This window comes from Bacteroides graminisolvens, assembly GCF_963666085.1.
GTDB lineage: Bacteria > Bacteroidota > Bacteroidia > Bacteroidales > Bacteroidaceae > Bacteroides > Bacteroides graminisolvens.
Window position 1 is genome coordinate 1659024 of the sequence record NZ_OY762556.1, and the last position, 26309, is coordinate 1685332.

24 protein-coding genes are annotated in these 26309 nt (G+C 41.7%); 13 read left to right on the top strand and 11 right to left on the bottom strand.

Annotation, left to right across the window (positions count from 1 at the left end; translation table 11 throughout):
* From ACKPCE_RS06850 to ACKPCE_RS06870, 5 genes are all read right to left on the bottom strand, one after another.
* Nucleotides 1-3096, bottom strand: coding sequence for an efflux RND transporter permease subunit (locus ACKPCE_RS06850; protein WP_319504614.1), 3096 nt, complete (start codon nucleotides 3094-3096; stop codon nucleotides 1-3).
* 12 nt (nucleotides 3097-3108) lie between these two features.
* Nucleotides 3109-4260, bottom strand: coding sequence for an efflux RND transporter periplasmic adaptor subunit (locus ACKPCE_RS06855; RefSeq protein ID WP_319504615.1), 1152 nt, complete (start codon nucleotides 4258-4260; stop codon nucleotides 3109-3111).
* Between the two features lie 87 nt (nucleotides 4261-4347).
* Entirely contained in the window at nucleotides 4348-4752 is a 405-nt protein-coding gene (locus ACKPCE_RS06860; protein WP_319504616.1) for a DUF6769 family protein, read from the bottom strand.
* Nucleotides 4753-4901: 149 nt separating this feature from the next.
* The gene (locus ACKPCE_RS06865; RefSeq protein WP_034782185.1) at nucleotides 4902-5132 is read right to left on the bottom strand and encodes a hypothetical protein; all 231 of its coding nucleotides are present in this window, start codon (nucleotides 5130-5132) and stop codon (nucleotides 4902-4904) included.
* A 116-nt stretch (nucleotides 5133-5248) separates the two neighbouring features.
* A complete protein-coding gene (locus ACKPCE_RS06870; RefSeq protein WP_319504617.1) occupies nucleotides 5249-6883 on the bottom strand; it encodes an ABC-F family ATP-binding cassette domain-containing protein in 1635 nt (544 codons plus the stop codon).
* A 929-nt stretch (nucleotides 6884-7812) separates the two neighbouring features.
* On the opposite strand from ACKPCE_RS06870, the gene ACKPCE_RS06875 reads away from it, so the two are divergent.
* Nucleotides 7813-8211 (top strand): response regulator, encoded by a 399-nt coding sequence (locus tag ACKPCE_RS06875; RefSeq protein ID WP_024996809.1) that lies wholly within the window; start codon nucleotides 7813-7815, stop codon nucleotides 8209-8211.
* A 69-nt stretch (nucleotides 8212-8280) separates the two neighbouring features.
* Here ACKPCE_RS06875 and ACKPCE_RS06880 read toward each other — a convergent pair whose 3' ends face one another.
* Both ACKPCE_RS06880 and ACKPCE_RS06885 read right to left on the bottom strand, forming a co-directional pair.
* Nucleotides 8281-10530 (bottom strand): inorganic phosphate transporter, encoded by a 2250-nt coding sequence (locus ACKPCE_RS06880; protein WP_319504618.1) that lies wholly within the window; start codon nucleotides 10528-10530, stop codon nucleotides 8281-8283.
* 67 nt (nucleotides 10531-10597) lie between these two features.
* Nucleotides 10598-12670 carry an RNA degradosome polyphosphate kinase gene (locus ACKPCE_RS06885; protein WP_319504619.1) on the bottom strand — a complete coding sequence of 691 codons (2073 nt, stop codon included), beginning with the start codon at nucleotides 12668-12670 and terminating at the stop codon, nucleotides 10598-10600.
* A gap of 52 nt (nucleotides 12671-12722) precedes the next feature.
* On the opposite strand from ACKPCE_RS06885, the gene ACKPCE_RS06890 reads away from it, so the two are divergent.
* The 3 genes from ACKPCE_RS06890 (at nucleotide 12723) to rfbB (ending at nucleotide 15445) form a co-directional block, all read left to right on the top strand.
* On the top strand, nucleotides 12723-13214 hold the full coding sequence (locus ACKPCE_RS06890) for a metallophosphoesterase family protein (protein WP_024996812.1): 492 nt from the start codon (nucleotides 12723-12725) through the stop codon (nucleotides 13212-13214).
* Between the two features lie 186 nt (nucleotides 13215-13400).
* A complete protein-coding gene (rfbA, locus tag ACKPCE_RS06895; RefSeq protein WP_319504620.1) occupies nucleotides 13401-14276 on the top strand; it encodes a glucose-1-phosphate thymidylyltransferase RfbA in 876 nt (291 codons plus the stop codon).
* Nucleotides 14277-14305: 29 nt separating this feature from the next.
* Entirely contained in the window at nucleotides 14306-15445 is a 1140-nt protein-coding gene (rfbB, locus tag ACKPCE_RS06900; protein ID WP_308765628.1) for a dTDP-glucose 4,6-dehydratase, read from the top strand.
* Here the strand turns inward: rfbB and ACKPCE_RS06905 are convergent.
* Nucleotides 15437-16333 carry a 1,4-dihydroxy-2-naphthoate polyprenyltransferase gene (locus tag ACKPCE_RS06905; RefSeq protein ID WP_319504621.1) on the bottom strand — a complete coding sequence of 299 codons (897 nt, stop codon included), beginning with the start codon at nucleotides 16331-16333 and terminating at the stop codon, nucleotides 15437-15439. The two genes, rfbB and ACKPCE_RS06905, sit on opposite strands and share 9 nt — an antisense overlap.
* Before the next feature lie 88 nt (nucleotides 16334-16421).
* On the opposite strand from ACKPCE_RS06905, the gene ACKPCE_RS06910 reads away from it, so the two are divergent.
* From ACKPCE_RS06910 to ACKPCE_RS06925, 4 genes are all read left to right on the top strand, one after another.
* On the top strand, nucleotides 16422-17243 hold the full coding sequence (locus ACKPCE_RS06910) for a metallophosphoesterase (RefSeq protein ID WP_319504622.1): 822 nt from the start codon (nucleotides 16422-16424) through the stop codon (nucleotides 17241-17243).
* Nucleotides 17244-17328: 85 nt separating this feature from the next.
* Entirely contained in the window at nucleotides 17329-18198 is an 870-nt protein-coding gene (locus tag ACKPCE_RS06915) for an ATP-binding protein (RefSeq protein ID WP_319504623.1), read from the top strand.
* A gap of 27 nt (nucleotides 18199-18225) precedes the next feature.
* Nucleotides 18226-19458 carry a DUF438 domain-containing protein gene (locus ACKPCE_RS06920; protein WP_319504624.1) on the top strand — a complete coding sequence of 411 codons (1233 nt, stop codon included), beginning with the start codon at nucleotides 18226-18228 and terminating at the stop codon, nucleotides 19456-19458.
* Between the two features lie 4 nt (nucleotides 19459-19462).
* Nucleotides 19463-19975: a DUF1858 domain-containing protein gene (locus ACKPCE_RS06925; RefSeq protein WP_319504625.1), complete on the top strand. Its 513-nt coding sequence runs from the start codon at nucleotides 19463-19465 to the stop codon at nucleotides 19973-19975.
* A gap of 41 nt (nucleotides 19976-20016) precedes the next feature.
* Here the strand turns inward: ACKPCE_RS06925 and nadD are convergent, their stop codons facing one another.
* The 3 genes from nadD to ACKPCE_RS06940 are packed head-to-tail and all read right to left on the bottom strand — an operon-like array spanning nucleotide 20017 to nucleotide 22051.
* Nucleotides 20017-20598 (bottom strand): nicotinate (nicotinamide) nucleotide adenylyltransferase, encoded by a 582-nt coding sequence (gene nadD, locus ACKPCE_RS06930; RefSeq protein WP_276964129.1) that lies wholly within the window; start codon nucleotides 20596-20598, stop codon nucleotides 20017-20019.
* 1 nt (nucleotide 20599) lies between these two features.
* Nucleotides 20600-21166, bottom strand: coding sequence for a guanylate kinase (gmk, locus tag ACKPCE_RS06935; protein ID WP_319505935.1), 567 nt, complete (start codon nucleotides 21164-21166; stop codon nucleotides 20600-20602).
* Between the two features lie 6 nt (nucleotides 21167-21172).
* A complete protein-coding gene (locus tag ACKPCE_RS06940) occupies nucleotides 21173-22051 on the bottom strand; it encodes a YicC/YloC family endoribonuclease (protein ID WP_024996821.1) in 879 nt (292 codons plus the stop codon).
* A gap of 77 nt (nucleotides 22052-22128) precedes the next feature.
* On the opposite strand from ACKPCE_RS06940, the gene tsaB reads away from it, so the two are divergent.
* From tsaB to ACKPCE_RS06965, 5 genes are all read left to right on the top strand, one after another.
* The gene (tsaB, locus tag ACKPCE_RS06945; RefSeq protein ID WP_319504626.1) at nucleotides 22129-22818 is read left to right on the top strand and encodes a tRNA (adenosine(37)-N6)-threonylcarbamoyltransferase complex dimerization subunit type 1 TsaB; all 690 of its coding nucleotides are present in this window, start codon (nucleotides 22129-22131) and stop codon (nucleotides 22816-22818) included.
* A gap of 12 nt (nucleotides 22819-22830) precedes the next feature.
* Nucleotides 22831-23436, top strand: a complete 606-nt coding sequence (locus tag ACKPCE_RS06950; RefSeq protein WP_319504627.1) for a DUF4290 domain-containing protein — start codon at nucleotides 22831-22833, stop codon at nucleotides 23434-23436.
* 50 nt (nucleotides 23437-23486) lie between these two features.
* Nucleotides 23487-24791, top strand: a complete 1305-nt coding sequence (gene murA, locus ACKPCE_RS06955; protein ID WP_319504628.1) for a UDP-N-acetylglucosamine 1-carboxyvinyltransferase — start codon at nucleotides 23487-23489, stop codon at nucleotides 24789-24791.
* Nucleotides 24792-24800: 9 nt separating this feature from the next.
* A complete protein-coding gene (gene rimM, locus ACKPCE_RS06960) occupies nucleotides 24801-25349 on the top strand; it encodes a ribosome maturation factor RimM (RefSeq protein WP_276964116.1) in 549 nt (182 codons plus the stop codon).
* 83 nt (nucleotides 25350-25432) lie between these two features.
* On the top strand, nucleotides 25433-26293 hold the full coding sequence (locus ACKPCE_RS06965; RefSeq protein WP_027318103.1) for a murein hydrolase activator EnvC family protein: 861 nt from the start codon (nucleotides 25433-25435) through the stop codon (nucleotides 26291-26293).
* The last annotated feature ends 16 nt before the right edge of the window (nucleotides 26294-26309 follow it).

The following is a 26309-nucleotide window of genomic DNA, read 5'->3' on the forward strand; positions in this document are numbered from 1 at the left end:
TTAATGATTAGATTTCTTTTTAGCTGCGGTGAACCGGTATACAATGGGCACAATGAATCCGTTGAGGAAAGTGGATGTCAGCAACCCTCCTAAAATAACTTTTGCCATGGGACTCTGTATCTCGTTGCCTGCCAGATCACCATTAATGGCTAACGGGATTAGCGCCAAGGCCGATGAAAGTGCCGTCATCAATATCGGATTAAGTCGGTCGAGCGAACCTTTAATGATACTTTCCTGCAAAGAATAGCCTTCTACGTCTTGAAGATGCTGGTAATGACTCACCAACAACATACCGTTTCTCGTTGCAATTCCGAATAGTGATATAAAACCGATGATAGCCGGAATACTTAGTTCACCGGCTGTTACGGCTAGCATAAATACCCCACCAATCAATGCAAGTGGCAGGTTAAGCAGGATGACTCCCGCTTGAGTGCTACTTTTGAATTGATGATAGAGTAGTAAAAAGATGACGATCACGGACAAGAAGGAGGTTAATGCCAACGTTCTGCTAGCCGCCTCTTCGCTTTCAAATTGACCACCGTACTCAATGTGATAACCTTCGGGTAGGGTAATGGTTTCGTCAATCTGCTTCTGTATATCGTTTACCACACTACGAAGATCTCTGTTTTCCACGTTGGCTGAAATAACAATCTTCCTCTTTACATTTTCCCGGTTAATGGTGTTGGGGCCAGCGGTGGAAGAAATGTCGGCCACATAACTAAGAGGAACCTTTTTGCCGTCGGATGTATCAATAGTCAAAGCTGCTATTTTGGCCATTTCATCCTTGCTATTCTCTTTCACTTTCACCGTTAAGTCGAACGCTTGTCCTCCCTCGTATACCTGAGAAACGGTTTCTCCGGCCAATGCAATCCGGATGTATTCCGAGAACTCGGGCAGAGTGATACCATATTTGGCCAATATCTCTCTGCGAGGCACAATGGTTAATTGTGGGCGTTCTATCTGTTGTTCTACATTCAAGTCGGCTATTCCCTCTATCTGCGCAATAGCTTGTTTGATGCGATTTCCCATAACAAACATCTTATTCAAATCATCACCAAAAAGTTTAATGGCGATATTTGCTCTGGTTCCCGATAACATAGCGTCAATACGATGACTGATGGGCTGACCTATTTCAATATTTGCTCCTGAAATAATTGATAGTTTCTTGCGTACATCGGCAATCAGTTCGTTACGCGACCTGTCTTTCAGAATAAAAGGGGCTTCGATTTCGGATACATTGACTCCCAATGCATGTTCGTCAAGTTCTGCTCTACCGGTTTTACGGGCCACAGTTTGTATTTCCGGAATAGAGAGCAAGGCTTGTTCGGCCTGTAATCCTAAACGATTGCTTTCTTCGAGCGAAATTCCCGGCAGCGAACTCACGTTGATAGTAAATGAGCCTTCGTTAAAAGAGGGGAGGAAACTTCTTCCCAGATTCAGGAATGTCACTAGCGCTGCAATAAATAAAACAGCCGTACCTGCCAGCACGATGCGTTTATTGGCTAATGCCCACATCAAACTTCTACGGTAAATTTTCTGCATCCATAAAGCAACGAAAGCTTCTTTAGGTAGTTTGTCTCCTTTTTCTCGGCCCAACAAGTAACTACATAGCACGGGGGTGAGAGTGAGCGCCACTATGGTCGATGCAAATAAAGATACGATGAAGGAAACGCCTAGCGGAACCAACATACGCCCTTCCATCCCTGTTAGAAAAAAAAGAGGCACAAAGCTCACAACAATAATTAGCGTTGAGTTCAAAATGGGCATTCGCACTTCTTTGGATGCCTCAAAAACTATCTTAATAACGGAATCTTGTTCGGCTACAGGCTTTAATTTATTTTCGCGTAGCCTTTTAAATACATTTTCCACATCGACAATGGCGTCGTCGACTAACGAACCAATAGCGATGGCCATTCCTCCCAAACTCATGGTATTAATACTCATTCCCATATAATGTAGTACCAATATGGATACAAGCAATGACAGAGGAAGGGTTACTAAAGAAATAAGTGTCGTTCGCACATTGGCTAGAAACAAGAACAGAACAATAACTACAAAAATACCGCCTTCCAACAAAGAACGTTGTACATTGTGGATAGATGATTCTATGAATTGACTTTGTCTGAATATATCAGTAGACACTTTAACATCACGTGGCAGGTTTTTTTGTATATCATTCAAGGCTTCTTCTAACTTCTCGGTTAGTTCAATCGTACTTGTGTTAGGCTGTTTGGTTACGGTTAATAACACAGCTTCGTGACCACGTAAAGACGCACAACCCAGCTTGGGTGCTTTGCCGTTTATTTTAATTTCGGCCACATCGCCTAGGTATATTGGCATTTCGTTGGTTTTTCGAATCAGAGCTTTCTTTAAACGCTCTACGTTGTTGGTTGACAATACACCCCTTACAATGTATTCATTGCCATATTCGTATACCACACCGCCATTCGCATTTAGGTTCATATCCTTGGTAGCTGCAACCACCTCATCAACACTAACACCGTAGTGTTTCATTAATCCCGGATCTAGTTGAATCTGAAACTCTTTGATGTCACCACCTAAAACAGAAACCTGAGCTACACCACCGGTCGAAAGAAGACGCGGTCTTATACTCCAGTCGGCTATTGTGCGCAAATCAAGCAAGGAAGTTGAGTCGGCTGTAAGTCCTACAATAAGCATTTCACCCAAGATAGACGATTGTGGCCCTAGCGTAGGCCTACCCACGGTAGGAGGTAATGATTCGCTGACCTCAGCTAATTTTTCGGATACAATTTGCCTGTCGAGGTAAATATCAGTGTTCCAGTTGAATTCCACCCAGACTACCGAGAAGCCATTGGTAGAGGAAGAACGTACTCTTCTTACGCCGATTGAACCATTCACGGCCGTTTCAATGGGAAAAGTAACCAGTTGTTCAACTTCTTCGGCCGCCATACCACTTGCTTCGGTCATAATTACCACCGTGGGCGCATTTAAATCGGGAAAGACATCAACTTCTGTATGAACAGCCGTGTATAGCCCCGCTATCAGTAAAATAAACGAGGCGGCAAGCACAACTAACCTATTGTGCAATGCGTAATGAATAATTTTATTTAGCATGACCGTTCTCTCTTAATGTTCGTGTGAATGAGCAGGGATCGCATTACTTGCGGAGGCTAGTTTAATGTGCATGGCACCTTTGGTAACCAGACGGTCGTCATTTTTAAGTCCGTTCGTTATTTGAACAAATTCGCCGTTATCGGTTCCCAGCGTCACTTCTTGTTTGGCGTATCCTTCTTCGTCGAGTTGCAGGTAAACGTAGTAAATACCCTGTTCTTCTGTCAACGCACTTCGAGGAATGGCAATTGTATTTTCTATCGGAGACGATTGCAGATAAACTTCCACGTAACTGCCAGGAACTACATCGCCTCTGTTGTCAAATTCAAATGTTACCGGTATAAAATAAGAACTACCGTTAGTGCTCTTGCCGAATGAAAGCAGTTTGCCGTTCAACTCATTCAAGGAGTAGACCTTTGGGTTGTAGGCTGTTTTGAAACGGGCTGTGGTAATATGAGGCAGATGTGCATAATCCTTTTCAGAGATCTCAGCTTTGAGGAAGAGTCGACGGTTCTGACTGATTTGCATGAGTGGCTGTCCGGTTGATACGTAATCACCCTCTTTCACTAAAATGTTTTTAATATAACCACTTATGGGTGCCTGAATGGCTTGTCCGTACCTGGAGTGCCCGGAAGCCAGAGATTCGTAACTGATCTTAGCTGTTTCATAGTTCTGACGAGCAGTGTTAAACTCCTTCTCGGATACAATTTTGCTTTTTACCAGCACCTGCATCCGGTTAAACTCCTTTTGTGATGTTTCGTAAGCAACTTTGGCCTTCTGCACCGGATCACCGTCGGCAATGTTGTTTGATGAAAGTCTCAACAGTATACTACCTGCACCTACTTTCATACCTTCCACTATCTTTGTTTGAAAAGATACAATGCCTGACACTGATGCTACTAACGTTTTTTCGTCCCCCTGAGCAGCCATAATTTCACCACTCGTTTGAAGAACCTGATAGAATGTTCCGCTTTTTACGGTGCTGACCTCAATCCCGGCTGCTTCTGCTTTTTCTTTGTGGAAAATAATCTCGTCGCCATGACCTTCATGTTCATGCTCACCTTCTGTTTCGTGCTCGTGACGGTGATCGCTTTCGCTATTTGAACGGCATCCGCCCAATGCCAGCAGGCACAGCAATAAGCCGCCTGTATATATAACTTTATTCATCGTTTATTTATCTATAATATTAAGTATACGTATAAACGAGTATTTCGATCTGAAATACCCCAGCTAACTGATAAGAAAATCTGTATTTTACAGAATTGCAGAAAGCACAGGAGGGGCGCGAAGTTGATTAAGCGAAGTGACCGGAGAGCTGTGAAGCCTCTCTAAGTAATGATATGCTTGGTTTTTTAGTACCCTTTGTTGTGGTTGTAGCAGCCACTCAATAAGTGGCACGGTAAAGAGTGTAAGGATGAGAAAATAATCCGGCGAGACAATCTTTTCAGCGCCTGAAGGGTGAAGAGGTTGTATTTGTGCGATGCACTGATCATTGCAACACGTATCATCAGCATGATGATGAATAGGGTGTTCGGCCAGATCTTTCTTAAAGCAAATACCGCCTTCATCATGGTGGTGGTGAGGTAAAGAAGAAATAACCAGCAAGAACAAGCTGATCATACATAGAAACAAAGATATATATTTCCTCTTTTTTTGCATGTACATTTCTTATGAAGGCAAAGATAGGAACTCTGTTGCTTTCAAACAACTAATGTTCATAAAAAATGGTTGTGGTAATTCGTCTATGAACAAGAAAAGCCGACCTGTAAAAGGTCGGCTTTTCATTTAGTTACGCATTGGTAACGTTTTTATTTCTTTTCTGCTTTTTCTTTGCTGCAGCAAGATTTCTTAGCAGCATCTTTTTTGCAGCAAGATTTGTCTGCATCGGCTTTACTACAAGCTTTACCGTCTTTCTTGTCACATTTCTTATCGCATTGCTCTTTCTTTACTTCTTTTTTCTGAGCGGTATTCTGAGCATTAGCAGTTGTGAATAAGCCCATTGCTGCAACAAATGCAGCGCAATAAAACAGTTTTTTCATTTTTCTTTTCGTTTTAAAATGGATAATCATTGTTTTTAAATCACATTAGCAAAGAAAACATATTTACTGCAAATAAAGTTCTATATAAACCTTATCAATATATAAAAAAGATTATTCTATTTTTTCTCTAGTTCGTTGAGCGATAACATTTTCTTTTTCTCAAGAAACTCATAAATACCACACAAGTGTTCGGTTACTTTCTTGTTTCCAAATTCGTATACCTTGGTTACCAACCCATCGAGGAAATCACGATCATGTGAAACTACAATCAATGTGCCGTCAAAGTCGGCTAGTGCTTGTTTCAAAATATCTTTGGTCTTCATGTCGAGGTGGTTAGTGGGCTCATCCAGAATAAGCAGATTGACGGGTTCCAACAATAGTTTGATCATGGCCAGACGGGTTCTTTCACCTCCGGAAAGAACTTTAACCTTTTTAGTCGACTCTTCACCGCCAAACATGAAAGCGCCAAGCAAATCGCGTATCTTGTTTCGTATATCACCTTTAGCTACGTCATCTATCGTTTGAAAAACAGTGAGGTTCTCATCGAGCATGGATGCCTGATTCTGTGCAAAATATCCTATTTGAATATTATGTCCCAAGGTAAGAGTACCGTTGTGCTCAATTTCCTTCATGATGCATTTTACCAAGGTTGATTTACCCTCTCCGTTTCGTCCTACAAAGGCTACTTTATCACCGCGTTCAATAGTCAGACTGGCATTTTTAAATACCACATGGTCACCGTATTGTTTGCCAACATTCTCCATGATAACAGGATAGTTTCCGGAGCGGGGAGAAGGCGGGAACTTCAGGCGCAGAGCCGAACTGTCTTCCTCGTCCACTTCAAGAATCTCAAGTTTCTCAAGCATCTTTACACGACTTTGTACCTGTAGCGTTTTTGAATAAGTTCCTTTGAATCGTTCAATAAACTCTTTGGTTTCGGCAATGAACTTCTGTTGCTCTTCGAACGCTTTTTGTTGCTGTTCACGTCGTTCTTTGCGCAGTTCAAGATATTTAGAGTAGTTCACCTTGTAATCGTAAATACGCCCCATGGTTACTTCAATGGTACGTGTGGTGATGTTATCAACAAACTTACGGTCGTGGCTGATTACAATTACGGCTTTGGCACTGTTAATAAGAAAGTCTTCCAACCATTGAATGGATTCAATATCAAGATGGTTGGTCGGCTCATCGAGTAGCAATACATCGGGCTTTTGCAAAAGTAGTTTCGCCAGTTCAATACGCATGCGCCAGCCGCCGCTAAAGTCTTTGGTAGGACGTCCGAAATCTTCTCTATCAAATCCTAATCCCAGCAATGCTTTTTCAACATCCTCTTCGTAATTGGTCAGGTCAATCGCATAGAATTTTTCGCTCAGGGCAGATACTTCTTCAATCAGATTCATGTAGCTGTCCGATTCGTAATCAGTACGTGTTTCCAGCTCTTTATTCAAACGTTCAATCTGAGCCTCCATATCGTGTATATGTGAGAAAGCCAATGCTGTTTCTTCAAAAACAGTTCGTCCGTCCTCGGTCATCAGGTGCTGAGGCAGGTAAGCAATTACGCTTTCTTTGGGAGCTGATATCTTGCCCCGCGTAGCGGGACGCGCGCCGGCCAAAATCTTAAGTAAAGTACTCTTTCCTGCACCGTTTTTACCCATCAGGGCAATGCGGTCTTTTTCGTTGATAACGAATGAAATATCGCTGAATAAGGTGGACCCGCCAAACTCTACGGTCAGTCCGTCTACTGAAATCATGTATTGCTTTTTAAAATTGAGCGGCAAAGATACATATAATAACCCGTTTGCGGAATTAACTTAGCGCATATTTAACTCCGGCTACATGGGTTGTTGCGTTCCTCATAAAATGATAGAAAAAAAGTATCACCAAGTATCACCAACCTTGCAATGCTTTGATTATCAGTTTTTTATGTGTGACACTTGGCTAAAAAAAAGCCTCACCAAGTATCACCAAGTATCACCAACTTTTTTGGTGATTATTCCTTATATGCATCTATCTATTTATTGTTTGTATATAAGGCTTTTCGTCGGTTCCTTTATGTATTTATTTTGCGGATTGGCTGTTTTCGTTACGTTCGAAACACCGCGGTTTGTGCCCTAATAATAACCTGATAAAAGAACCACAATGATTTGGTATTGACAGTATAATGTATTATCTTTGTACTTATAATCTTATAGTATATTCAAATTATTATAGGCGCAAAGGCAGGAGTTCGTACTCTTGCCTTTTTTTATGTCTTAACGGTTTATGATTGCATTAACACGGTGTCTTGCGCCGGTTTGCACGGTAGCAAAAGGCTCCTGAGCAACCGTGTTATGGTCGTAAGACGGTTGCTCAGGACCCAAAAGACGGTTTATGATTTAAAATTGCTCGTTATGTTTTTGGAAAAGTCGGTTATGTTTTTCAAAAAGTTGGTTATGTTTTACCAAAGTCTTGCCGCTCTTTGTTGCTTCCCTGTTTACTCGTTAATAATATATAAATCTGCTCTTGACAAGATTCGTCTGATTCATGATGTCAAAGGGTGAATTTGTAAAATTGGTTCTACCCGGCATAAATCTCTTCACTTTTTAATCGCGCCAACAGGTATATGATAATTTATTTTTGTTACCTTCGCTTTATCAAGGAGAATAATATAAATGACTTATCATGAAATAAATCCGGATATATGGAAAGCAAAATACCTAATAAAGAACGTCCGTTAATTCTTGTAGCAGAGGATGATGAAAGTAATTTCAAACTGATTAAGGCGATAATCAATAATCGGTGCGATGTTTTATGGGCGCGTAACGGACAGGAAATGTTGAATTTGTATGAACAGCACGGTGAACAGGCCGATGTCTTGTTAATGGATCTCAAGATGCCACTGATGGATGGACTGGAAGCTACACGTATCATTCGGCAATCTTCTCCGGACATTCCTATTATTGTGCAGACTGCGTATGCCTTTTATGAAGATCAGCAGCAAGCCATGGTGGCAGGTGCCACCGAGGTGTTAGTTAAACCCATCACTCTGATGGCTTTGCGCAACAGCCTGAAAAAATATGTTCCGGGGTTAACTTGGTAGGAGATGTTAAAGTATAATGGGTCGAGCTAACAACTAGCCCGACCCATTATTATCATGTCTGTTAAAGTCTTATATCTCAAAATCCATTTGGAATTTACGATTTACCTTCATCAAATTAATGGTATAAGTTACCACATTTTGTGCTTCTTGTATCATGGTAAGATAAACCATGCTTACCTTAATACTGCCCGTTTGAGTCTGAATACGTTTTAGTTCTTCGCGTTTCAGATGAGCCAATTGCGCGTTAAGAGCATTTGCTGTGGCCAAATCCGTTTCAAAGTCCTCGTAAGCATTGTTATTCAGCTTCTCGCGGCATGAACTGATCAGTGCCGTGATTTTGGCAGATGCTTCGCTAAACTCATTCTTCTGAGCCACATCCAGCGGGTTGAAGTTATTATCAATGTGTTCCAGGCAGGGCTCGCACAATCTGTTGATGCTATACACCAGTTCGCTGGCGAAGTCATTTCCCTGATAGTAATACAAACCTTTTTCGAGAACGGTATTGTTGTCGAGTCGGCACATGGCTAACGTACCGGTACGCTTCATCTGTTTCAGCAGTTGCTTCTCAAATTTACTGGCACCCATTGCTTTTCTTAGTCCTCTGAGATTTTCATTGATGAAAGAGTTTACGGTACGGTCAAAGTTCTCTTCTGCATAGAGTAATACTTTGTTCAATTCTTCACGAGTGAGTACACGCATCAAATTGAGAGCTTGATTGCTGTCGGTACTACGCATAATTTCTTTGAATGTTTCGTTCTCTTTTCCTTTGAGATTTTTCTTCTTGAAAAGAACCTGACTACGAATCAGTGTGAAGGCTGCTAAACCAATAAGTAGCACAATGGCAACAGTTCCTCCGAAATGGATGATAAGAGCTACAAAGAAACAGATGGTAAATGCAGCACCTGCGGTGAGAAACCAGCCTCCGATAACGGACAACACACCGGTAATACGGAATACGGCCGAATCACGTCCCCAGGCTCTGTCGGCCAGTGAGCTACCCATTGCCACCATGAACGTTACGTATGTGGTTGACAAGGGGAGCTTTAATGAGGTACCAATGGCGATAAGTAATCCTGCCAATACCAGATTCACGGCTGCACGGACAAGGTCAAACGCTCCTCCGTCGGCAATAATCGCTTCGTCTTTGCGAAAACGTGAGTCAATCCAGTTTTTGGTACCTTCGGGTATGATGCGTGACAGGCTGTTCGACATGTTCAGGCTGATGCGTACTAGTGTACGGGCAATGGGGGTACTTCCGAATGTTTCTTCACCTTCATCCTGCCGAGAGAGGTCTACCGATGTTTTGATAACTGCATGAGCTTTCTTAGAGGTGAATAGGGCGTATACCATGATGGCTCCGGCGCCAACTAAGAAATACCATGGAGTGCTTGCCGGGCCCAGCAGTGAAGTCATCAGGAAACTGTCTGGGGCATATCCGGCACCGTTGGCTGTATAATCCAGGAAAGAAGAATAACCGGCCAAAGGTACTCCGATGAAGTTAACCAAGTCATTGCCGGCAAATGCAAGTGCCAAAGCAAAGGTTCCCAGCAAAACTATAATCTTGAATACGTTTATTTTTAACCAATGCAGAATTTGCATCAAAACGGTGAAGAATACAAAGCAGGTAAGAACCAACTGAGCCGTATGGTCTTTTACCCATGCCAAGTTTTCTTTGGTCATAAATGAACTGTCTTTCAATCCTTTAATTAGCATGAAATAGATGATGGCAGTAGCGGCAATTCCTCCGAAAAGGCCGATGCTGTACTTCATCTTGTTTTGGTAATTAAAGGAAAAGATAACGCGGGCTATGTATTGCACCAACATACCGAAAAAGAAAGCGATAGCCACTGACACGAAAATAGCCATGATGACCGACAGCGCTTTGTCTGTGTTAATGAGGTCACCCAATTCCAGTGAGCTGTCGCCGTACACCTTAATCAAAGCCAGAGCGAATGTACCTCCCAGCAATTCAAACACCATCGATACGGTGGTTGAGGTTGGCATTCCCATGGAGTTGAACACATCGAGCAGAACTACATCCGTGAGCATCACTGCCAGTAGAATGCACATAATTTCTTCAAAGTAGAAGTGCTCCGGTTGATAAATTCCGTGTCGGGCAATGTCCATCATACCATTTGATAACGAGGCTCCGATAAAGATACCGATTGCCGAGATAATCATGATCGTTTTAAAGGAAGCGGCTTTGGCGCCGATAGCGGAATTTAGAAAGTTGACTGCGTCATTACTAACACCGACCATCAAGTCGAATACAGCCAAAACGAATAAGAAAATAATAATACCCAGGTAAATTGTTTCCATAAATATGTTTTCTGTTTCTGGTTTGCAAAGATAATGAGTTTTTTATTGCAAATAAGTTGCATACATGTTACAGAAATGTTTCATTTTTGTCTTTCAAATATGCATAAAAGGCATATTGAGCCCGTATAGGAGGTTGCAATATGTCATTCTTGAATACGTTTTTTAAGTTTTCATCTACAAAACAAGCCTTTTGATTGTCATTAAGCTGAATGTTTAGCAGGTTTATTATTTCATTTCGTAAGTCGATGTCAAGAACCGGCGTTACGGCTTCAATGCGACGATATAAATTTCTTCTCATCCAATCGGGCGATCCCAAAAAGACTTTAGGACTATTGTTGTTTCCGAAATACCAAATACGGGCATGTTCCAGAAAACTATCCACGATACGGGTTATTTTAATGTTTTTGCTGTATGGCTGTCCGGGTATCAGGCAGCAGATTCCTCTTACAATCAAGTCTATCTCCACTCCCCGGCTCGAAGCTTCGTAAAGCTTGGCAATCATAGCCGAATCTTGAAGAGCGTTCATTTTGAGTATGATTCTTCCTTTCTGACCGCTTTCTGCTAAGTGAATTTCATGTTCAATCAGCTTGTGAAGTTCGGGTATGAGGTTAAATCGTGCTACCAGCAGGCGTTTAAAAATAGGGTTTTGTTTTCCGCCTAACGTTGAAAAGAGTGTATGCAAATCATTTACGAGGGTTTTATTACAGGTAAATAAGCCGCAATCGGCATACACATCGGCTGTTTGTTCGTTGAAATTGCCGGTGCTGATATACGCATAACTTCTGATGGGATTGCCTTTTTTGTTTTTTCTGAGTATGAGCGCCACCTTAGCGTGTACTTTGAGGCCTGGTATGCTATAGATGATGTTGATCCCTGCATCTTTCATCATTTCGGCAGTTGTCAGGTTATTCTCTTCATCGAATCGGGCTTTTAGTTCAACAAATACAGTTACTTTCTTTCCGTTTTGAGCAGCCGAAATCAATGTGTTGATCACTGCCGAATTTTCGGCCACGCGATATTGTGTGACCATGATTTCGGTTGTGCGTGCATCGTGCACGGCTTCATACAGGAAATGGATGAAGTGTCCGAACGAATGATAAGGATAATGCAATAACAGGTCTTTCTTAGCTACGTATCTGAAAATGGATTCCTTATTGTCCAGGCAGTTGAGCCTCATGGGTTTGGGCTTGGGGTTTTCTTCTATTCCTTTCAATGGATTGGGCAAATGAATCAAATCTTCTAAGTTAAGATGTTTGTCGCCAGGAACCAGCTCATTTTTATCAATGTGAAAAACATCCGTCAGGTAGTTCAAAAAATCGTCAGGCATTTTCCTGTCGTATACGAAACGACAAACGGCTCCTATCTTACGCTTCTTGACTTTTTTCTTTACTTGTTCAACAATGTCTCCTTCGGATGCATCGTCTATCAGAATATCGGCATCTCTGGATATTTTGATGCAATAGCTGCTGTCTACCTGGTAGCCCGGGAAAATGGAATTTATGTTGGCCTTGATAATATCTTCTATGTATATAATATAATGCTCTTCACCATGCCGGGGCAGTTCAATAAAGCGTGGAACTTTGGAGTAGGGCAGTTTCATCACGAAATATTGCGTATGGCTGGGATCTTCGGGCGCAGTTCCTTTCAGATAGAGCCGTACGGCCAGATATAGGCGGTTGTCTCGCAGGAATGAGGTTACTTTATCTTTCCACAAAGGAACGGGTTGCAAGTAGGGGAAAATTTCTTCTTTAAAGAAACTTTTGATGTATTCTTCGTGAAAGGCTTCCACACGGTGGCTTTGATAGAACACAATGTGTTTGCGACGAAGGGCCGGAAGAATTTTGTTTTCGTATATCTCAACGCGTTTTTCCAGTTGTCTGTTTACTTCGGCACTGATTTCTTCGAGTAATTGAAGGGAACTTTCTACTGATTCTTCCGAATTGCGTGCACCTCCATTGGCAATTGCTTTATGATCGGCCACCCTTATCTTATAGAACTCTTCCAAATTTGACGAATAGATGGCAATAAAGTTAATGCGTTCATAAAGCGGAAGATTTTCATCCTCTGCCTCCAGCAACACCCGATAGTTGAACGATAGCCAACTGATATCTCGCTTGAAGTAATTATAGCTGTTTTCCATCAACTTAATTTGCCTCAAATATAATATCTTTGCAGATATAAACAAAGGAATTATGACAAGAATTGGATTGTTGTCGGATACACATGCCTATTGGGATGATAAGTACCTGACTTATTTTGAGCATTGTGATGAAATATGGCATGCCGGTGATATAGGTTCGCTGGAGATAGCCCGAAAACTGGCTGCTTTTCGTCCGCTCCGTGCGGTGTATGGCAATATTGATGGCCAAGACATTCGGAAGGAGTTTCCTCTCATAAACCGTTTTACCATTGATGGAGCCGATGTGATGATGAAGCACATAGGAGGTTATCCGGGAAATTATGACGCTTCCGTTAGGGGAAGCATTTTGGTGCGTCCGCCTCAGTTGTTTATTAGCGGACATTCTCATATCTTGAAGGTGAAATATGACAAAACACTCAATTTGTTGCACATTAATCCGGGTGCTGCCGGTATATCCGGTTTTCACAAAGTTCGTACCATGGTTCGTTTTGTGATAGATAACGGCGTGTTTAAGGATTTGGAAGTTATAGAAATAGCCGGTTAACAAACCGGTATGTATACTTGCCGGAACTCTTTAATGTGTGTCGCATACTTAAGAATAAAATTACTGATAGAGTTTACCTCTTAAAATAAAATATTTCAGTAACTTCGTGTGCGGTTTGTGTAAAAATGATGTTTTAACCCATAAATTGGTTTGATGACTGATTTGTATGAATAACAATAGCTGATTATGAAAGGTATTATTTTGGCGGGAGGAAGCGCAACGCGTCTTTATCCTTTATCAAAAGCCATCTCCAAACAAGTCATGCCGGTTTATGATAAACCGATGATTTACTATCCTCTTTCCACATTAATGCTTGCCGGTATCCGTGAAGTATTGATTATTTCTACTCCTCGTGATCTCCCTGTATTTCGCAATCTGTTGGGTACCGGTGAAGAACTTGGTATGACGTTTGAATACCAAATGCAAGAGCAGCCTAATGGCTTGGCCCAGGCATTTGTGTTGGGAGCCGATTTTTTGCAGGGGGAGGCTGGTTGTTTGATTTTAGGTGATAACCTTTTTTATGGGCAGAACTTTTCGGCTATGTTGAAGCAGGCTGCGGGTTTAACTCAAGGAGCTTGTATTTTTGGATACTACGTAAAAGATCCTCGTGCGTATGGGGTTGTTGAGTTTGATGAAACAGGCAAAGTGGTCTCTTTAGAAGAAAAACCGGATATGCCTAAAAGTGATTATGCTGTACCGGGCCTGTATTTTTATGATTCAACAGTTACTCAAAAAGCTGCCTCACTTAAGCCTTCGGCAAGAGGCGAATATGAAATCACGGATTTGAATAAATTGTATTTGGACGAAGGTACGCTTAATGTGCAACTCTTTGGACGAGGATTTGCCTGGCTGGATACCGGAAATTGCAATAGTTTATTGGAAGCATCGAATTTTGTTGCAACCATTCAAAACCGACAAGGGTTTTATGTGAGCTGTATTGAAGAAATTGCTTGGAGAAATGGTTGGATATCGACTGAGGAGCTTCAGACTTTAGGTCGCCGACTCGAGAAAACGGAGTACGGCTGTTACTTGTTGGAACTTGCTGCCAATGATAACAAATAAGAGATTGAATAAACAAACGTCATAGATCAATGAAAACTTATCTTGTAACCGGGGCTGCCGGTTTTATCGGTGCCAATTATATAAAATACATTCTAGGCAAACACAGTGATTTGCGTGTAGTGGTGCTTGATGCACTTACTTATGCAGGCAATTTGGGAACGATAGTCTCAGATATTGATAACGACCGCTGCATTTTTGTAAAGGGGGATGTTTGTGATCGTTCGATGGCCGAAGAACTTTTTGCCAAATATAAATTTGATTATGTGGTCAATTTTGCTGCAGAAAGTCATGTTGACAGAAGCATTGAGAATCCTCAACTGTTTCTGACGACTAACATTCTGGGCACGCAGAATCTGTTGGATGCCGCGCGTCGTGCGTGGGTTGCCGGGAAAGATACGCAAGGTTATCCTTTGTGGCGTAAAGGCGTACGATTCCACCAGGTATCTACCGATGAAGTGTATGGCTCATTGGGAACCGATGGCTATTTTACGGAAGAGACCCCTCTTTGCCCTCACAGTCCGTATAGTGCTTCGAAAGCAAGTGCTGATATGGTGGTTATGGCATATCATGACACGTACAAGATGCCGGTCACGGTTTCACGCTGTTCTAATAATTATGGTCCTTTTCATTTCCCCGAGAAACTGATACCGCTCATCATTAAAAATATCTTGGAAGGGAAAAAGTTACCTGTTTACGGTGATGGAAGTAATGTGCGCGACTGGCTTTATGTGGAGGATCATTGCAAGGCTATTGATTTGATAGTAAGGCAAGGTACCGATGGAGAGGTATATAATGTGGGTGGTCATAACGAAAAAACAAACCTTGATATTGTTAAGTTAACGATAGCAACGATTCGTCAGTTGATGACTGAGAAACCGGAGTATCGTACCGTTCTTAAGAAGAAAGAAAAGGATGCGCAAGGTGCAATTTCCATTGACTGGATCAACGAAGGTCTTATTACATTTGTAAAAGATCGCTTGGGGCATGATCTGCGCTATGCTATTGATCCTACAAAGATTACCCGGGAGTTGGGGTGGTATCCGGAAACCAAATTTGAAAACGGAATTGTTAAGACCATTGAATGGTACTTAAATAATCAATCGTGGGTAGAGGAGGTAACAAGTGGTGATTATCAACATTATTACGATAAGATGTACGGCTCACGATAAAATCATTCCTAACGATAAAAGAATTGCGAATAACAGCATGTTACGAGATGTTTCTCCTAATATGCTGTTTAATTTTTTACCGCTGTGTATTTTAACCATTTTGCGCCATGTCAGTACGTGAGGAATTACATACAGTAAAGGGAGCAAAGCTGCATAATAACGTTGATCACGAAGAAACCACAAACAGCCTAATGTTGCTGAAATACCTAGCCATAAATAGAGATAACTGCCAAATTTTTCGCCGAAACGAACAATGACGGTTCGTTTACCACTTTTCTTATCTGCTTCGCGGTCACGGTAATTGTTAACCACCAACAAGGTGTCGACTACCAAACCGCAAAGTAGCGATGCAACTGTTACATCGTTATTCCAGTTCAAAGATTGCACGTAATAGGTACCACCAACCGGTACAAAGCCGAAGAAGACAAGCACCAATATGTCGCCCCACCCGTTGTAAGAGAGCGGGTAAGGACCTGTAGTATATAAAAAAGCAAAGAGCACACACACCAGTCCCACTCCAATGAGTTGCATTCCTCCATAATAAAGTAATGTACTGCCTGTGAGGCAAGCTACGATAAGGATAGTCAGTATACCCCAACGCATGGCTCGGGGAGAAATCCATCCCTGCGAACAGGCTCTTTCAGGCCCCAGGCGATCTTCTCGGTCGCTTCCTTTTAGGTAGTCAAACAGGTCGTTGATGAAGTTGGCTGCTATTTGCATGAACCCGGCAAAAAGAAAACAGATGAATACAGGTAGCCAATGAAAAGAACCGTGCATGAAGGCAAGGGCCGAACCGATAAGGACCGGTGTCAATGCACCGGCAAGAGTTTTGGGACGGGCAGCCAATATCCAGGCTTTTATGGAATTAGGTTGAATGGAGTCTGACATGTTATTCTATTGTAAATACACGAAAAAAATATCGAATTTAAACTGATGCAAAGATACAATCTTATCTTTGCAAACAAAGAATGGTTACATGAAAAGGATTGTTTGGCTTTGTAGTTGTGTTTTGCTTTTGTTCTCGTCGTGTGCAACGTTGAATGTAACGCACCCCGGATTGGGGCGTGTGAAGAAATATGATTTTGTGCATAAAGATGTTCCGGCTAGTTTCAATGGTTTTACTATTGCATTTATCTCTGATTTACATTACAAGAGTAAGTTCACAGAAAAACGATTGCGTGGTTTGGTGAAGACAATTAATAAACTACATCCCGATTTGTTATTAATGGGAGGTGATTATCAGGAAGGTTGTCAATTCGTTAACGAGTTATGTGCGTGCCTTTCTGAAATAAAGACTCCGTATGGAACTCTTGGAGTAATGGGTAACAATGACTATGAACGTTGTTATGATGATATTGTGAACGGAATGCGTACGCACGGAATCAGAATATTGGAACATGAACTCGATACGGTTCGCAAAGAGAATAGTCGTATTATAATTGCCGGCGTTCGCAATCCGTTTGATCTGCCGGCAAATGGCGTGTCGCCTTCTACCAATCTTTCTCCGGATGATTTTGTGATATTACTGACTCATACCCCCGATTATGCAGAACAAGTACCGATACCCAACAGTGATTTGGTACTTGCCGGACATACTCATGGAGGACAGGTTACTCTTTTCGGACTTTATGCTCCTGTGATTCCTTCGGCGTACGGTCAGCGATTTCGTTCCGGTCTGCGTCATACAACAGCGGGCATTCCAGTAATAATAACCAATGGTATTGGTACATCTCGTAAGTCGGTGCGACTTTTTGCTCCCAGTGAGGTGGTTCTTATACGACTGGTTGCCTTGCAATAAAAAAGTTTTTTGCTCATTGTTGCATTTGTTACAAACATAATCAAATTAAAATGCTGAATTTTGTACCAAATTAAAGAAATAAGGTATGAAGAGAACAATTATAAAGATTGATGAAGAACTCTGCAATGGTTGTGGTGTATGTGTAAAAGGTTGTCATGAGGGAGCTTTGCAACTCATCAATGGAAAAGCAATGTTGGTTAGTGAGTTGTATTGCGATGGTCTGGGTGCTTGTTTGGGCGATTGTCCGGTAGGCGCCATTACATTAGAAGAAAGAGAATCAGAACCATATGATGAAACTGCGGTGATGACAAGGTTGATGAAAAAGGGTGATTCTGTTATCCTGGCCCATCTCAAACACTTGTTTGAGCATGATCAGCATCATTTTCTGGCAGAGGCTGAGAGTGTGTTGAAAGCTAATAATGTATCTGTTCCGCTTTATAAACAATCGAAGAAAAAAGTTGTTCCAAATATAACGGGCCTTGTTGGTCACCAACATTCGGGTTGCCCCGGAAGTCGAGAGATGAGTTTTACTCCTTCTTCTGTTCAGCCAGTTGTAGCAACTGGTTCGCAACCGAGTGAATTACAACAGTGGCCGGTGCAATTACATTTGGTATCTCCCGGAGCTACTTTTCTTAAAGGTGCCGATTTGTTGGTTGCTGCCGATTGTTGTGCATTTAGTGTGGGTGATTTTCACCAGACTTATCTGAAAGGAAAACGTTTGGTGATTGCATGTCCTAAATTGGATCATGGAAAAGATGTATACATCAATAAATTGGCAGATATGATTGATCACGGGGGTATTAATACGTTGACAGTCATGATTATGGAAGTTCCTTGTTGTGGAGGCTTACTCTCTATTTGCCAAGAGGCTCGGAAACTGGCGTCTCGCCATGTGCCTTTGAAATTAATACGAATTAGTCTTAAAGGAGAGAAGCTCGAAGACAGGTGGGTTTGATTTAATAACTTTTAAACAGATATTTGTATGAGTGAAATTATTAACAATTCTGCACAGAGAAAAGAGATGCTGAAGCATTTGATTCTTCAGCTACATCATAACGAGGCTCCCGAGATAGTACGGAAACGAATTACCGAACTGTTACAGTCTATTCCATATAATGAAGTAGTAGAAGTGGAGCAGGAACTCATTGCCGAAGGGTTACCCGAAGCGGAAGTTCTTCGTCTGTGTGACATTCACACGGATGTATTGGAAGGCAATATTGATACCTCTACGGCTAAACAGGTTCCTCAAGGGCATCCTGTTGATACGTTTAAACGTGAGAACCGCGCTCTCGAGAACTTCATAGAAGCAGCCAACGTATTATTTGATCATGTGGCTTTGGTTGACGACCAGGCTGTACGTAATTATCTGCTGGAGTTGAAAGGTGTTTTCAATGCTTTATCTGATGTGGACAAACATTATAAACGCAAAGAGTATTTATTGTTTCCTTTCTTAGAGAAGAATGGAATTACTGGTCCTCCTACTGTGATGTGGGGTAAGCATGATGAAACCAGAGAGATGCTTAAAAATGCTCATGAAGTGTTGATGACACAAGGGGTTAAAGCTTCTGAACTGATTACATTGATCAATATGGTTTTGCGCCCTGCTGTTGAGGCTGTGGCAGGTATGATCATGAAAGAAGAAGAGATCTTGTTGCCTATGGCACTTGATGTACTGAGTGATGAAAATTGGTATCAAATTTATCAGGAAACAGGTGAATACGGCTATTGTTTGTATGACCCTGAGGTGGAATGGAAGCCCGAAAATGTAGTGGCGCAACAGCCTGTTTATCAACCTTCGGGAGCGATACGCTTGTCGTCCGGTAGTTTTGCTGTCGAAGAGCTGGAAGCATTATTTGTGACTCTGCCTGTTGATCTTACTTTTGTAGATAAGAATGATAAAGTGCGTTTCTTCTCGCACAGTCCCAAACGTGTTTTTGAACGTAATCGTTCCATCATCGGTAGAGACGTGCGTTTATGTCATCCTCCTCACAGTGTACACATTGTAGAACAAATCATTAGTGACTTTAAAGCAGGAAAGGAAAATAAAGCTGCTTTTTGGATATCTTCCTTTAAAGGTCGTTTCATATACATTGAATATACTGCTTTACGTGGAGTAGACAATGAGTATCTGGGGGTGATTGAAGTGACGCAGGACATTACCGATTTGCGTAATCTGGAAGGAGATCAGCGGTTACTCTCTTATTCGAAAGAATAAAGTTATGGATATCACGCTTGATGTGAAGGTTGGTGCTTTGCTGGAGGCCTATCCGCAACTGGAGCAAACTCTTTATGAAATATCTCCCATGTTTAAGAAACTGAGTAACCCGATATTGAGAAAGACAGTGGCACGGGTCACTTCGCTTAAGCAGGTTGCGGAAGTTGGTGGAATTCCTCCGGTAGATTTAATTAATCGTTTGCGTGAAGCTGCGGGGTTTTCTCCATTCGAAACAGATGAAGCAGAGATGGATGCCGAAGGTATGCCTCAACCCGCGTGGTTTGACGAAGCCTTCGTTGTGAAGCACTTTGATGCGGATGCGGTGATTGCCAAGGGGCAAAATCCGATGGATGATATATTGAAACAGTGCGACTGTTTGCAACCGGGTGAAATCTTGCAACTGGCAGTCTCGTTTAGACCTGTTCCTATTATTAAACTGCTACATTCAAGAGGATATGTGGTTTGGTCGTCCGGTTCCAGCAATTACATAACCCGAAATTCTTCGACAACTGATTAGTAATTGAATAGACTTGAGATTTGCAGTTCTATGTAACCGTTTTAGTAACGGTTTACATAGAGCTGTTTTTCTTTGATATACTGATACACTTCACGGGGAAGGAAAAATGAGATGTCTTTTCCCGTTTGAAGTGATTGCCGGATGAATGTAGAACTGATGTCGAGCAGGGGAGCTTTGACTACTTTAATTGTATGGGGAAGTTTATTTTCTTGTACTTCGTAGCCGGGACGAGGATAAACAAGTATCGGAGTTGTGTTTATAATCGTTTCATACTCTTTCCACAAATGAAATTGCTGCCAATTGTCTGCCCCGATGATCAGGTGAAACTCTCGATCGGGAAATTGATCTTTGAGTAACCGCAAAGTTTGAACCGTATAGCTCGGGCGGGGAAGTGTGAACTCAAAATCGGAAGCTTTGAATTTGGGATAGTTTCCAATAGCCAAAGATACCATTTCCAGCCGCAGGTCATTATCCAGCAAATCGGCTTCATCTTTCAGCGGATTGAGCGGGCTTACCACAAACCATACTTCATCTAGTCCGGCAAACTCACACAAGTAATTTGCCAGAGCCAGATGGCCTATATGTATGGGGTTAAATGAACCGCTGAAAATCCCGGTTTTCATTTTATCTCGTTAAAAAATGACGAATTAATTCCAATGCTTCCGCTTTGGCTTTTTCGAGGTTATCGTTTACAATAACAGAATCAAATTGATTGGCAAAGCCAAGCTCATACTCAGCTTTTGCGACCCGGCTATCAATTACTTCTGCAGAGTCGGTGCCCCGATTAATCAAACGTTGCTTTAGTTCTTCGATAGACGGTGGCTGAATAAAGACAGACAGTGCTCTCTCTCCATAGAACTTTTTGATGTTACAACCACCTACCACGTCTACGTCGAAAATAACATTTTGTCCGGCTTGCAATTGTTTCTCTACTTGCTCTTTCAGGGTTCCGTAATAACGGTCTTTGTATACCTCCTCATACTCCAGAAATTCATGATTTTCTATGCGTTTCCTGAATTCCTCCGGAGAGATGAAAAAATATTCCACACCATTTTGCTCTGTACCTCTTGGCATTCTGCTGGTAGCCGAAATAGAAAAGGCCAGATTTAAATTTTGGGTAAGTAGAAAGTTTATAATTGTTGATTTACCAGAACCCGATGGAGCTGAAAATATGATTAGTTTTCCGTTCATCATCAATTAAAGCACATTTAAAACCTGTTCTTTGATTTGTTCCAGTTCATCTTTCATCTGAACAACAATCTTCTGCATTTCCGCATGGTTGGATTTGCTGCCCAATGTGTTGATTTCACGTCCCATTTCCTGAGCAATGAAACCCAATTTCTTTCCTTGTCCGCTTGCACTCTCAAGAGTTGTTACAAAGTATTTGAGGTGATTGTTTAAACGTTGCTTCTCTTCGTTTATATCTAGCTTTTCTATGTAATAGATAAGCTCTTGCTCCAATCGGTTCTTGTCATAATCAACACTAATGGTTTTTTCGAGTGCATCGCTGATTCGTTCTTTTATTTTGTCTACTCTTTCTTTTTCAAAAGGCTCAACAGAATCAAGCAGTGAGTGTAGGTTTTGAATTTTCTCACGGAACTTCTTCTCGAGTGCAGCTCCTTCTTGTTTGCGGAAATCAATCAGGTGTCCGATTGCTTCTTCTATAACCTGGCGTGCTAGAGCCCATTCCTCATCGGTTAACTCCTGAACTTCTGTTTTGCTCATCACATCGGGCATGCGGAGTAGTGTTTGAAACCAATCGGTTGGTAAAGGAATTCCCACACTTTTAGAAATCTGGTTTATCTGATTATAGTAGCTTTCTACAAGGGTTTGATTAATGGGAGTAGCTCCTTCGGTACACTCTTTTTTCTCAATCCAAAGACTGAAATCCACTTTTCCGCGTTCAAGGATTTTGGTAATCTCATTGCGTAGTTCCATCTCCTTTTCTCTGTAAAGAGGAGCGATGCGAACTGACAAGTCAAGTGCCTTACTGTTGAGCGATTTAATCTCTACATTAATTTTTTTATCGGGAAGTTCGGCTGTAGCCTTTCCGTATCCCGTCATGGATTGTATCATATCACATTAGTTTTGTGCAAAAGTAGGTGTTTTTTCGTAATTATACGTATCTTTGCATGAATTATAACCCGAAAATTATGTCATGTATCTTACATATTGAAACTTCTACAACTGTTTGTTCGGTTGCGTTAAGTGAAGACGGACAAAATATTTTTGTAAAGGAAGATTTTCAGAGCTGTTCTCATGGAGTATCTCTGGGCGTTTTTGTTGATGAAGCATTGTCTTTTGCCGATAGCCATGCCATTCCGCTTGATGCAGTGGCGGTAAGTTGCGGCCCGGGATCATACACCGGTTTACGTATCGGAGTTTCTATGGCAAAAGGTGTTAGTTATGGTCGTGACATTCCACTTATTGGCATTCCTACGGTGGAAATTCTCTGTGTACCGATTTTGTTATATCATGAATTACCCGACAACGCATTGCTTTGTCCCATGATTGATGCTCGCAGAATGGAAGTGTACGCTGCCGTTTATGATCGGGCTTTAGTAATGAAACGCGAAATAACGGCTGAGGTCATTGATGAAAATAGTTTTCTTGAATTTTTAGAGAAACAGCCCGTTTACTTCTTTGGTAATGGAGCCGCCAAATGCCGCGATAAAATAGTGCATCCTAATGCGCACTTTATAGATGACATTCACCCGCTGGCTAAAATGATGTTTCCTTTAGCAGAAAAAGCCGTAGCCTTGAAAGATTATAAGGATGTAGCTTACTTTGAACCCTTCTACCTGAAAGAATTTATAGCTTCACAGCCCAAAAAACTTCTGTAAACAAATAAATATATGATATACAATACCCAACAAAAAAGAATGCCGTTGCCGGAGTACGGAAGAAGTATTCAGAATATGGTTGACCATGCGTTGACCATTCAGGACAGAGCGGAACGTCAGCGTTGTGCAAATACGATAATCAACATCATGGGAGGTCTGTTTCCTCACTTGCGTGATGTACCCGATTTTAAGCATAAATTATGGGATCATTTGGCTATTATGTCTGACTTTAAGTTAGATATTGACTACCCGTATACGGTGATTCAGAAAGATAACCTGATTACCAAACCCGATTCGGTTTTGTATCCCAAGACCCGTATTCGCTACCGACACTATGGTCGCACCATTGAAGTGCTTATTCAGAAGGCATGCGAATTCCCCGAAGGTGATGAAAAGCTAAACCTGGTAGCCATGATTGCCAATCACATGAGAAAAGATTATCTGGCTTGGAATAAAGACGGTATAGATGACCGAAAAATTGCCGATGATTTGTACGAACTGTCAGAAGGGAAGCTACAGTTAACAACAGATATTTTCCGACTAATGGAGAATCGCCAGGTTATCAACCGTCGCCCTCGTCAGAACACCAATACCAATCAGAGGAGGGGGCATAAATAATATCTTGTTGATTTATTCTAATTCGTTGTATTTCCTAAAAAATAATATCTATGGCTTCATTTGTAATTGAAGGTGGTCACCGACTTAGTGGTGATATTTATCCGCAAGGTGCAAAAAACGAGGTTTTACAAATTATTTGTGCCACTCTGCTAACGGCAGAAGAGGTAATAGTAAATAACATTCCTGATATTCTGGATGTCAATAACCTGATTCAACTGATGAGGGATATGGGAGTTACCGTAGCCAAGAAAGGCATTGATTCGTATAGTTTCAAAGCAGAGGCGGTTGATTTGGCTTATCTGGAAAGTGACGAATTTTTGAAGAAGTGCTCTAGCTTACGAGGCTCTGTTATGCTAATTGGCCCTATGGTAGCTCGATTTGGCAAAGCACTAATATCCAAGCCGGGTGGCGATAAGATTGGACGCCGCCGTTTGGACACTCACTTTGTTGGCATTCAAAATCTGGGTGCCGATTTCAACTATAATAGTGAAAGAGAAATATACGAAATATCGGCTTCGGAATTAAAAGGGACGTACATGCTACTCGATGAAGCGTCTGTTACCGGAACTGCCAATATTGTGATGGCTGCTGTTCTCGCAAAAGGAACTACCACTATATATAATGCCGCTTGTGAACCATACCTGCAACAACTGTGTAAGATGCTCAACCGCATGGGAGCTAAGATTAGTGGAATTGCCTCTAACTTATTGACCATCGAAGGAGTAGAAAGCCTTTCGGGTACGGAACATACGGTGTTGCCCGATATGATTGAAGTGGGTAGCTTTATTGGTATGGCGGCGATGACCGGAAGCGAACTGTGTATTAAGAATGTATCTTATGAGAATCTGGGTATTATTCCGGAAAGCTTCCGACGTCTGGGTATCAAGCTCGAACAGCGTGGTGATGATATATTTATTCCTGCTCAAGACTCTTATCAGATAGAATCCTTTATTGACGGATCTATTATGACTATAGCCGATGCACCCTGGCCGGGATTGACACCCGACTTATTGAGTGTGCTGCTTGTTGTGGCTACTCAGGCTAAAGGCAGTGTACTTATTCATCAAAAAATGTTTGAAAGCAGACTCTTCTTTGTTGATAAACTTATTGACATGGGAGCACAGATTATTCTTTGTGATCCGCACAGAGCGGTTGTAATTGGGCATAATCATGCCTTTAAATTGCGTGGAGGGAATATGATCTCTCCCGATATTCGTGCCGGTATTGCTTTGCTTATTGCTGCCATGAGTGCAGAAGGCATTAGCCGCATTCACAACATTGAGCAGATTGACAGAGGTTATCAGAATATAGAAGGTCGTTTGAATGCTCTGGGAGCAAGAATTACCCGTATTTAAAATAGTTGTATGATAAAACAAGACGAGGTATATAAAATAGGTATTTTCAATAAGCCTCACGGTATTCACGGGGAATTGTCTTTTACCTTTACTGATGATATATTTGACAGGGTAGAATGCGATTACTTGGTATGCATGCTCGACGGAATACTTGTGCCTTTCTATGTGGAAGAATACCGTTTCCGGTCAGATTCAACAGCGTTGGTGAAATTAGAAGGTGTTGATTCTTCCGAACGAGCACGCATGTTTACTAACGTGCCCGTTTATTTTCCCTTGAAGTTTGCTCAAGATGCAGCCGTAGACGGGGATGTGTCGTGGGATTTCTTTGTAGGTTTTCGTGTGGAGGATGTCAATAACGGATACATAGGCGATATTGTGGATGTTGATACGACTACCATCAATACGCTTTTTATCATCGAAAACGACGGAGAAGAAACTCTTTTGCCGGCTCAGGAAGAATTCATTCGGGGCGTTGATCCGGAAAAGAAGCTGATTACGGTTGAACTGCCCGATGGTTTGCTTGATCTGGATCATGCAGCTCCCGACGAAGACGAATAACTCGTATATAAAGTTAAATTGAATGAAGAAACTACCGGTGAATTAGTTGAAATTCCTACATTTGCCGTATATAGTTTATAAAGATGCCGAAAAAAAAACGCAGTAAAGCTTTTTGGAACAATATTAAGTTCAAATACAAGTTGACCATCATCAATGAGAATACACTCGAAGAGGTGGTGGGGCTTCGTGTTTCAAAGCTGAATGGTTTTTCGGTTCTTCTTTCTACCGTGATTGTTATATTTGTGATTACCGCAACTATTATCACATTTACTCCTCTACGTAACTATCTGCCGGGCTATATGAATAGTGAAGTCCGCCAGCAAGTAGTTCGTAACGCTTTGTCACTCGACTCTCTTGAACAGTTGGTTCATCGCCAGAATAGCTATATTCTTAATCTGCAGGATATCTTTAGCGGAAAAATAAAAGCAGAGCAGACCGAATCTTTTGATTCGTTGCTGGCCATCCGCGAAGATTCATTGATGCAGGCGTCTCTGCGCGAGGAGGAATTCAGGAAGGAATATGAAGACGCCGAGAAATACAATCTGACGACCATCGGAGAAACTGTAAACCTTCATGGACTCACGTTCTCGTCTCCGGTAAGCGGCATTTTGCTTTCACGCTTTAACAGTGCTTTGGGGCATCTGGGCGTAGAACTTGTTGCGGGAACAAATGCAAGTATTGTTTCCGTGCTCGATGGCACCGTTGTACTCAGTACTTATACGGCTGAGGCTGGTTATGTAATAGCGGTTCAACACACACATGATTTTATGTCTATTTATAAAAACTGCGGGTCATTATTGAAACCGGTTGGTGAATCTGTGAAGAGCGGAGAAGTGATTGGCCTGGCGAAAAAAAACACGGGAGAAAAGAAAGATATACCTGTTCGCTTTGAGCTTTGGCTGAAAGGCCGACCGGTAAATCCCGAAAATTACATTGTTTTTTAATGGTTATTAAGAGAAA

Excerpts from the sequence above, each read along its gene's own strand:
- ACKPCE_RS06925 (WP_319504625.1), top strand. The coding sequence starts at position 19,463 with ATGGATATCACGCTTGATGTGAAGGTTGGTGCTTTGCTGGAGGCCTAT.
- rfbA (WP_319504620.1), top strand. The coding sequence starts at position 13,401 with ATGAAAGGTATTATTTTGGCGGGAGGAAGCGCAACGCGTCTTTATCCT.
- ACKPCE_RS06965 (WP_027318103.1), top strand. The coding sequence starts at position 25,433 with ATGCCGAAAAAAAAACGCAGTAAAGCTTTTTGGAACAATATTAAGTTC.
- ACKPCE_RS06905 (WP_319504621.1), bottom strand. The coding sequence starts at position 16,333 with ATGTCAGACTCCATTCAACCTAATTCCATAAAAGCCTGGATATTGGCT.
- murA (WP_319504628.1), top strand. The coding sequence starts at position 23,487 with ATGGCTTCATTTGTAATTGAAGGTGGTCACCGACTTAGTGGTGATATT.
- ACKPCE_RS06865 (WP_034782185.1), bottom strand. The coding sequence starts at position 5,132 with ATGAAAAAACTGTTTTATTGCGCTGCATTTGTTGCAGCAATGGGCTTA.
- tsaB (WP_319504626.1), top strand. The coding sequence starts at position 22,129 with ATGTCATGTATCTTACATATTGAAACTTCTACAACTGTTTGTTCGGTT.
- rfbB (WP_308765628.1), top strand. The coding sequence starts at position 14,306 with ATGAAAACTTATCTTGTAACCGGGGCTGCCGGTTTTATCGGTGCCAAT.
- ACKPCE_RS06855 (WP_319504615.1), bottom strand. The coding sequence starts at position 4,260 with ATGAATAAAGTTATATATACAGGCGGCTTATTGCTGTGCCTGCTGGCA.
- rimM (WP_276964116.1), top strand. The coding sequence starts at position 24,801 with ATGATAAAACAAGACGAGGTATATAAAATAGGTATTTTCAATAAGCCT.
- ACKPCE_RS06880 (WP_319504618.1), bottom strand. The coding sequence starts at position 10,530 with ATGGAAACAATTTACCTGGGTATTATTATTTTCTTATTCGTTTTGGCT.
- ACKPCE_RS06940 (WP_024996821.1), bottom strand. The coding sequence starts at position 22,051 with ATGATACAATCCATGACGGGATACGGAAAGGCTACAGCCGAACTTCCC.
- nadD (WP_276964129.1), bottom strand. The coding sequence starts at position 20,598 with ATGAAAACCGGGATTTTCAGCGGTTCATTTAACCCCATACATATAGGC.
- ACKPCE_RS06850 (WP_319504614.1), bottom strand. The coding sequence starts at position 3,096 with ATGCTAAATAAAATTATTCATTACGCATTGCACAATAGGTTAGTTGTG.
- ACKPCE_RS06875 (WP_024996809.1), top strand. The coding sequence starts at position 7,813 with ATGGAAAGCAAAATACCTAATAAAGAACGTCCGTTAATTCTTGTAGCA.
- gmk (WP_319505935.1), bottom strand. The coding sequence starts at position 21,166 with ATGAACGGAAAACTAATCATATTTTCAGCTCCATCGGGTTCTGGTAAA.
- ACKPCE_RS06920 (WP_319504624.1), top strand. The coding sequence starts at position 18,226 with ATGAGTGAAATTATTAACAATTCTGCACAGAGAAAAGAGATGCTGAAG.
- ACKPCE_RS06950 (WP_319504627.1), top strand. The coding sequence starts at position 22,831 with ATGATATACAATACCCAACAAAAAAGAATGCCGTTGCCGGAGTACGGA.
- ACKPCE_RS06870 (WP_319504617.1), bottom strand. The coding sequence starts at position 6,883 with ATGATTTCAGTAGACGGACTGACCGTAGAGTTTGGCGGGTCCACCTTA.
- ACKPCE_RS06860 (WP_319504616.1), bottom strand. The coding sequence starts at position 4,752 with ATGCAAAAAAAGAGGAAATATATATCTTTGTTTCTATGTATGATCAGC.
- ACKPCE_RS06910 (WP_319504622.1), top strand. The coding sequence starts at position 16,422 with ATGAAAAGGATTGTTTGGCTTTGTAGTTGTGTTTTGCTTTTGTTCTCG.
- ACKPCE_RS06915 (WP_319504623.1), top strand. The coding sequence starts at position 17,329 with ATGAAGAGAACAATTATAAAGATTGATGAAGAACTCTGCAATGGTTGT.
- ACKPCE_RS06890 (WP_024996812.1), top strand. The coding sequence starts at position 12,723 with ATGACAAGAATTGGATTGTTGTCGGATACACATGCCTATTGGGATGAT.
- ACKPCE_RS06885 (WP_319504619.1), bottom strand. The coding sequence starts at position 12,670 with ATGGAAAACAGCTATAATTACTTCAAGCGAGATATCAGTTGGCTATCG.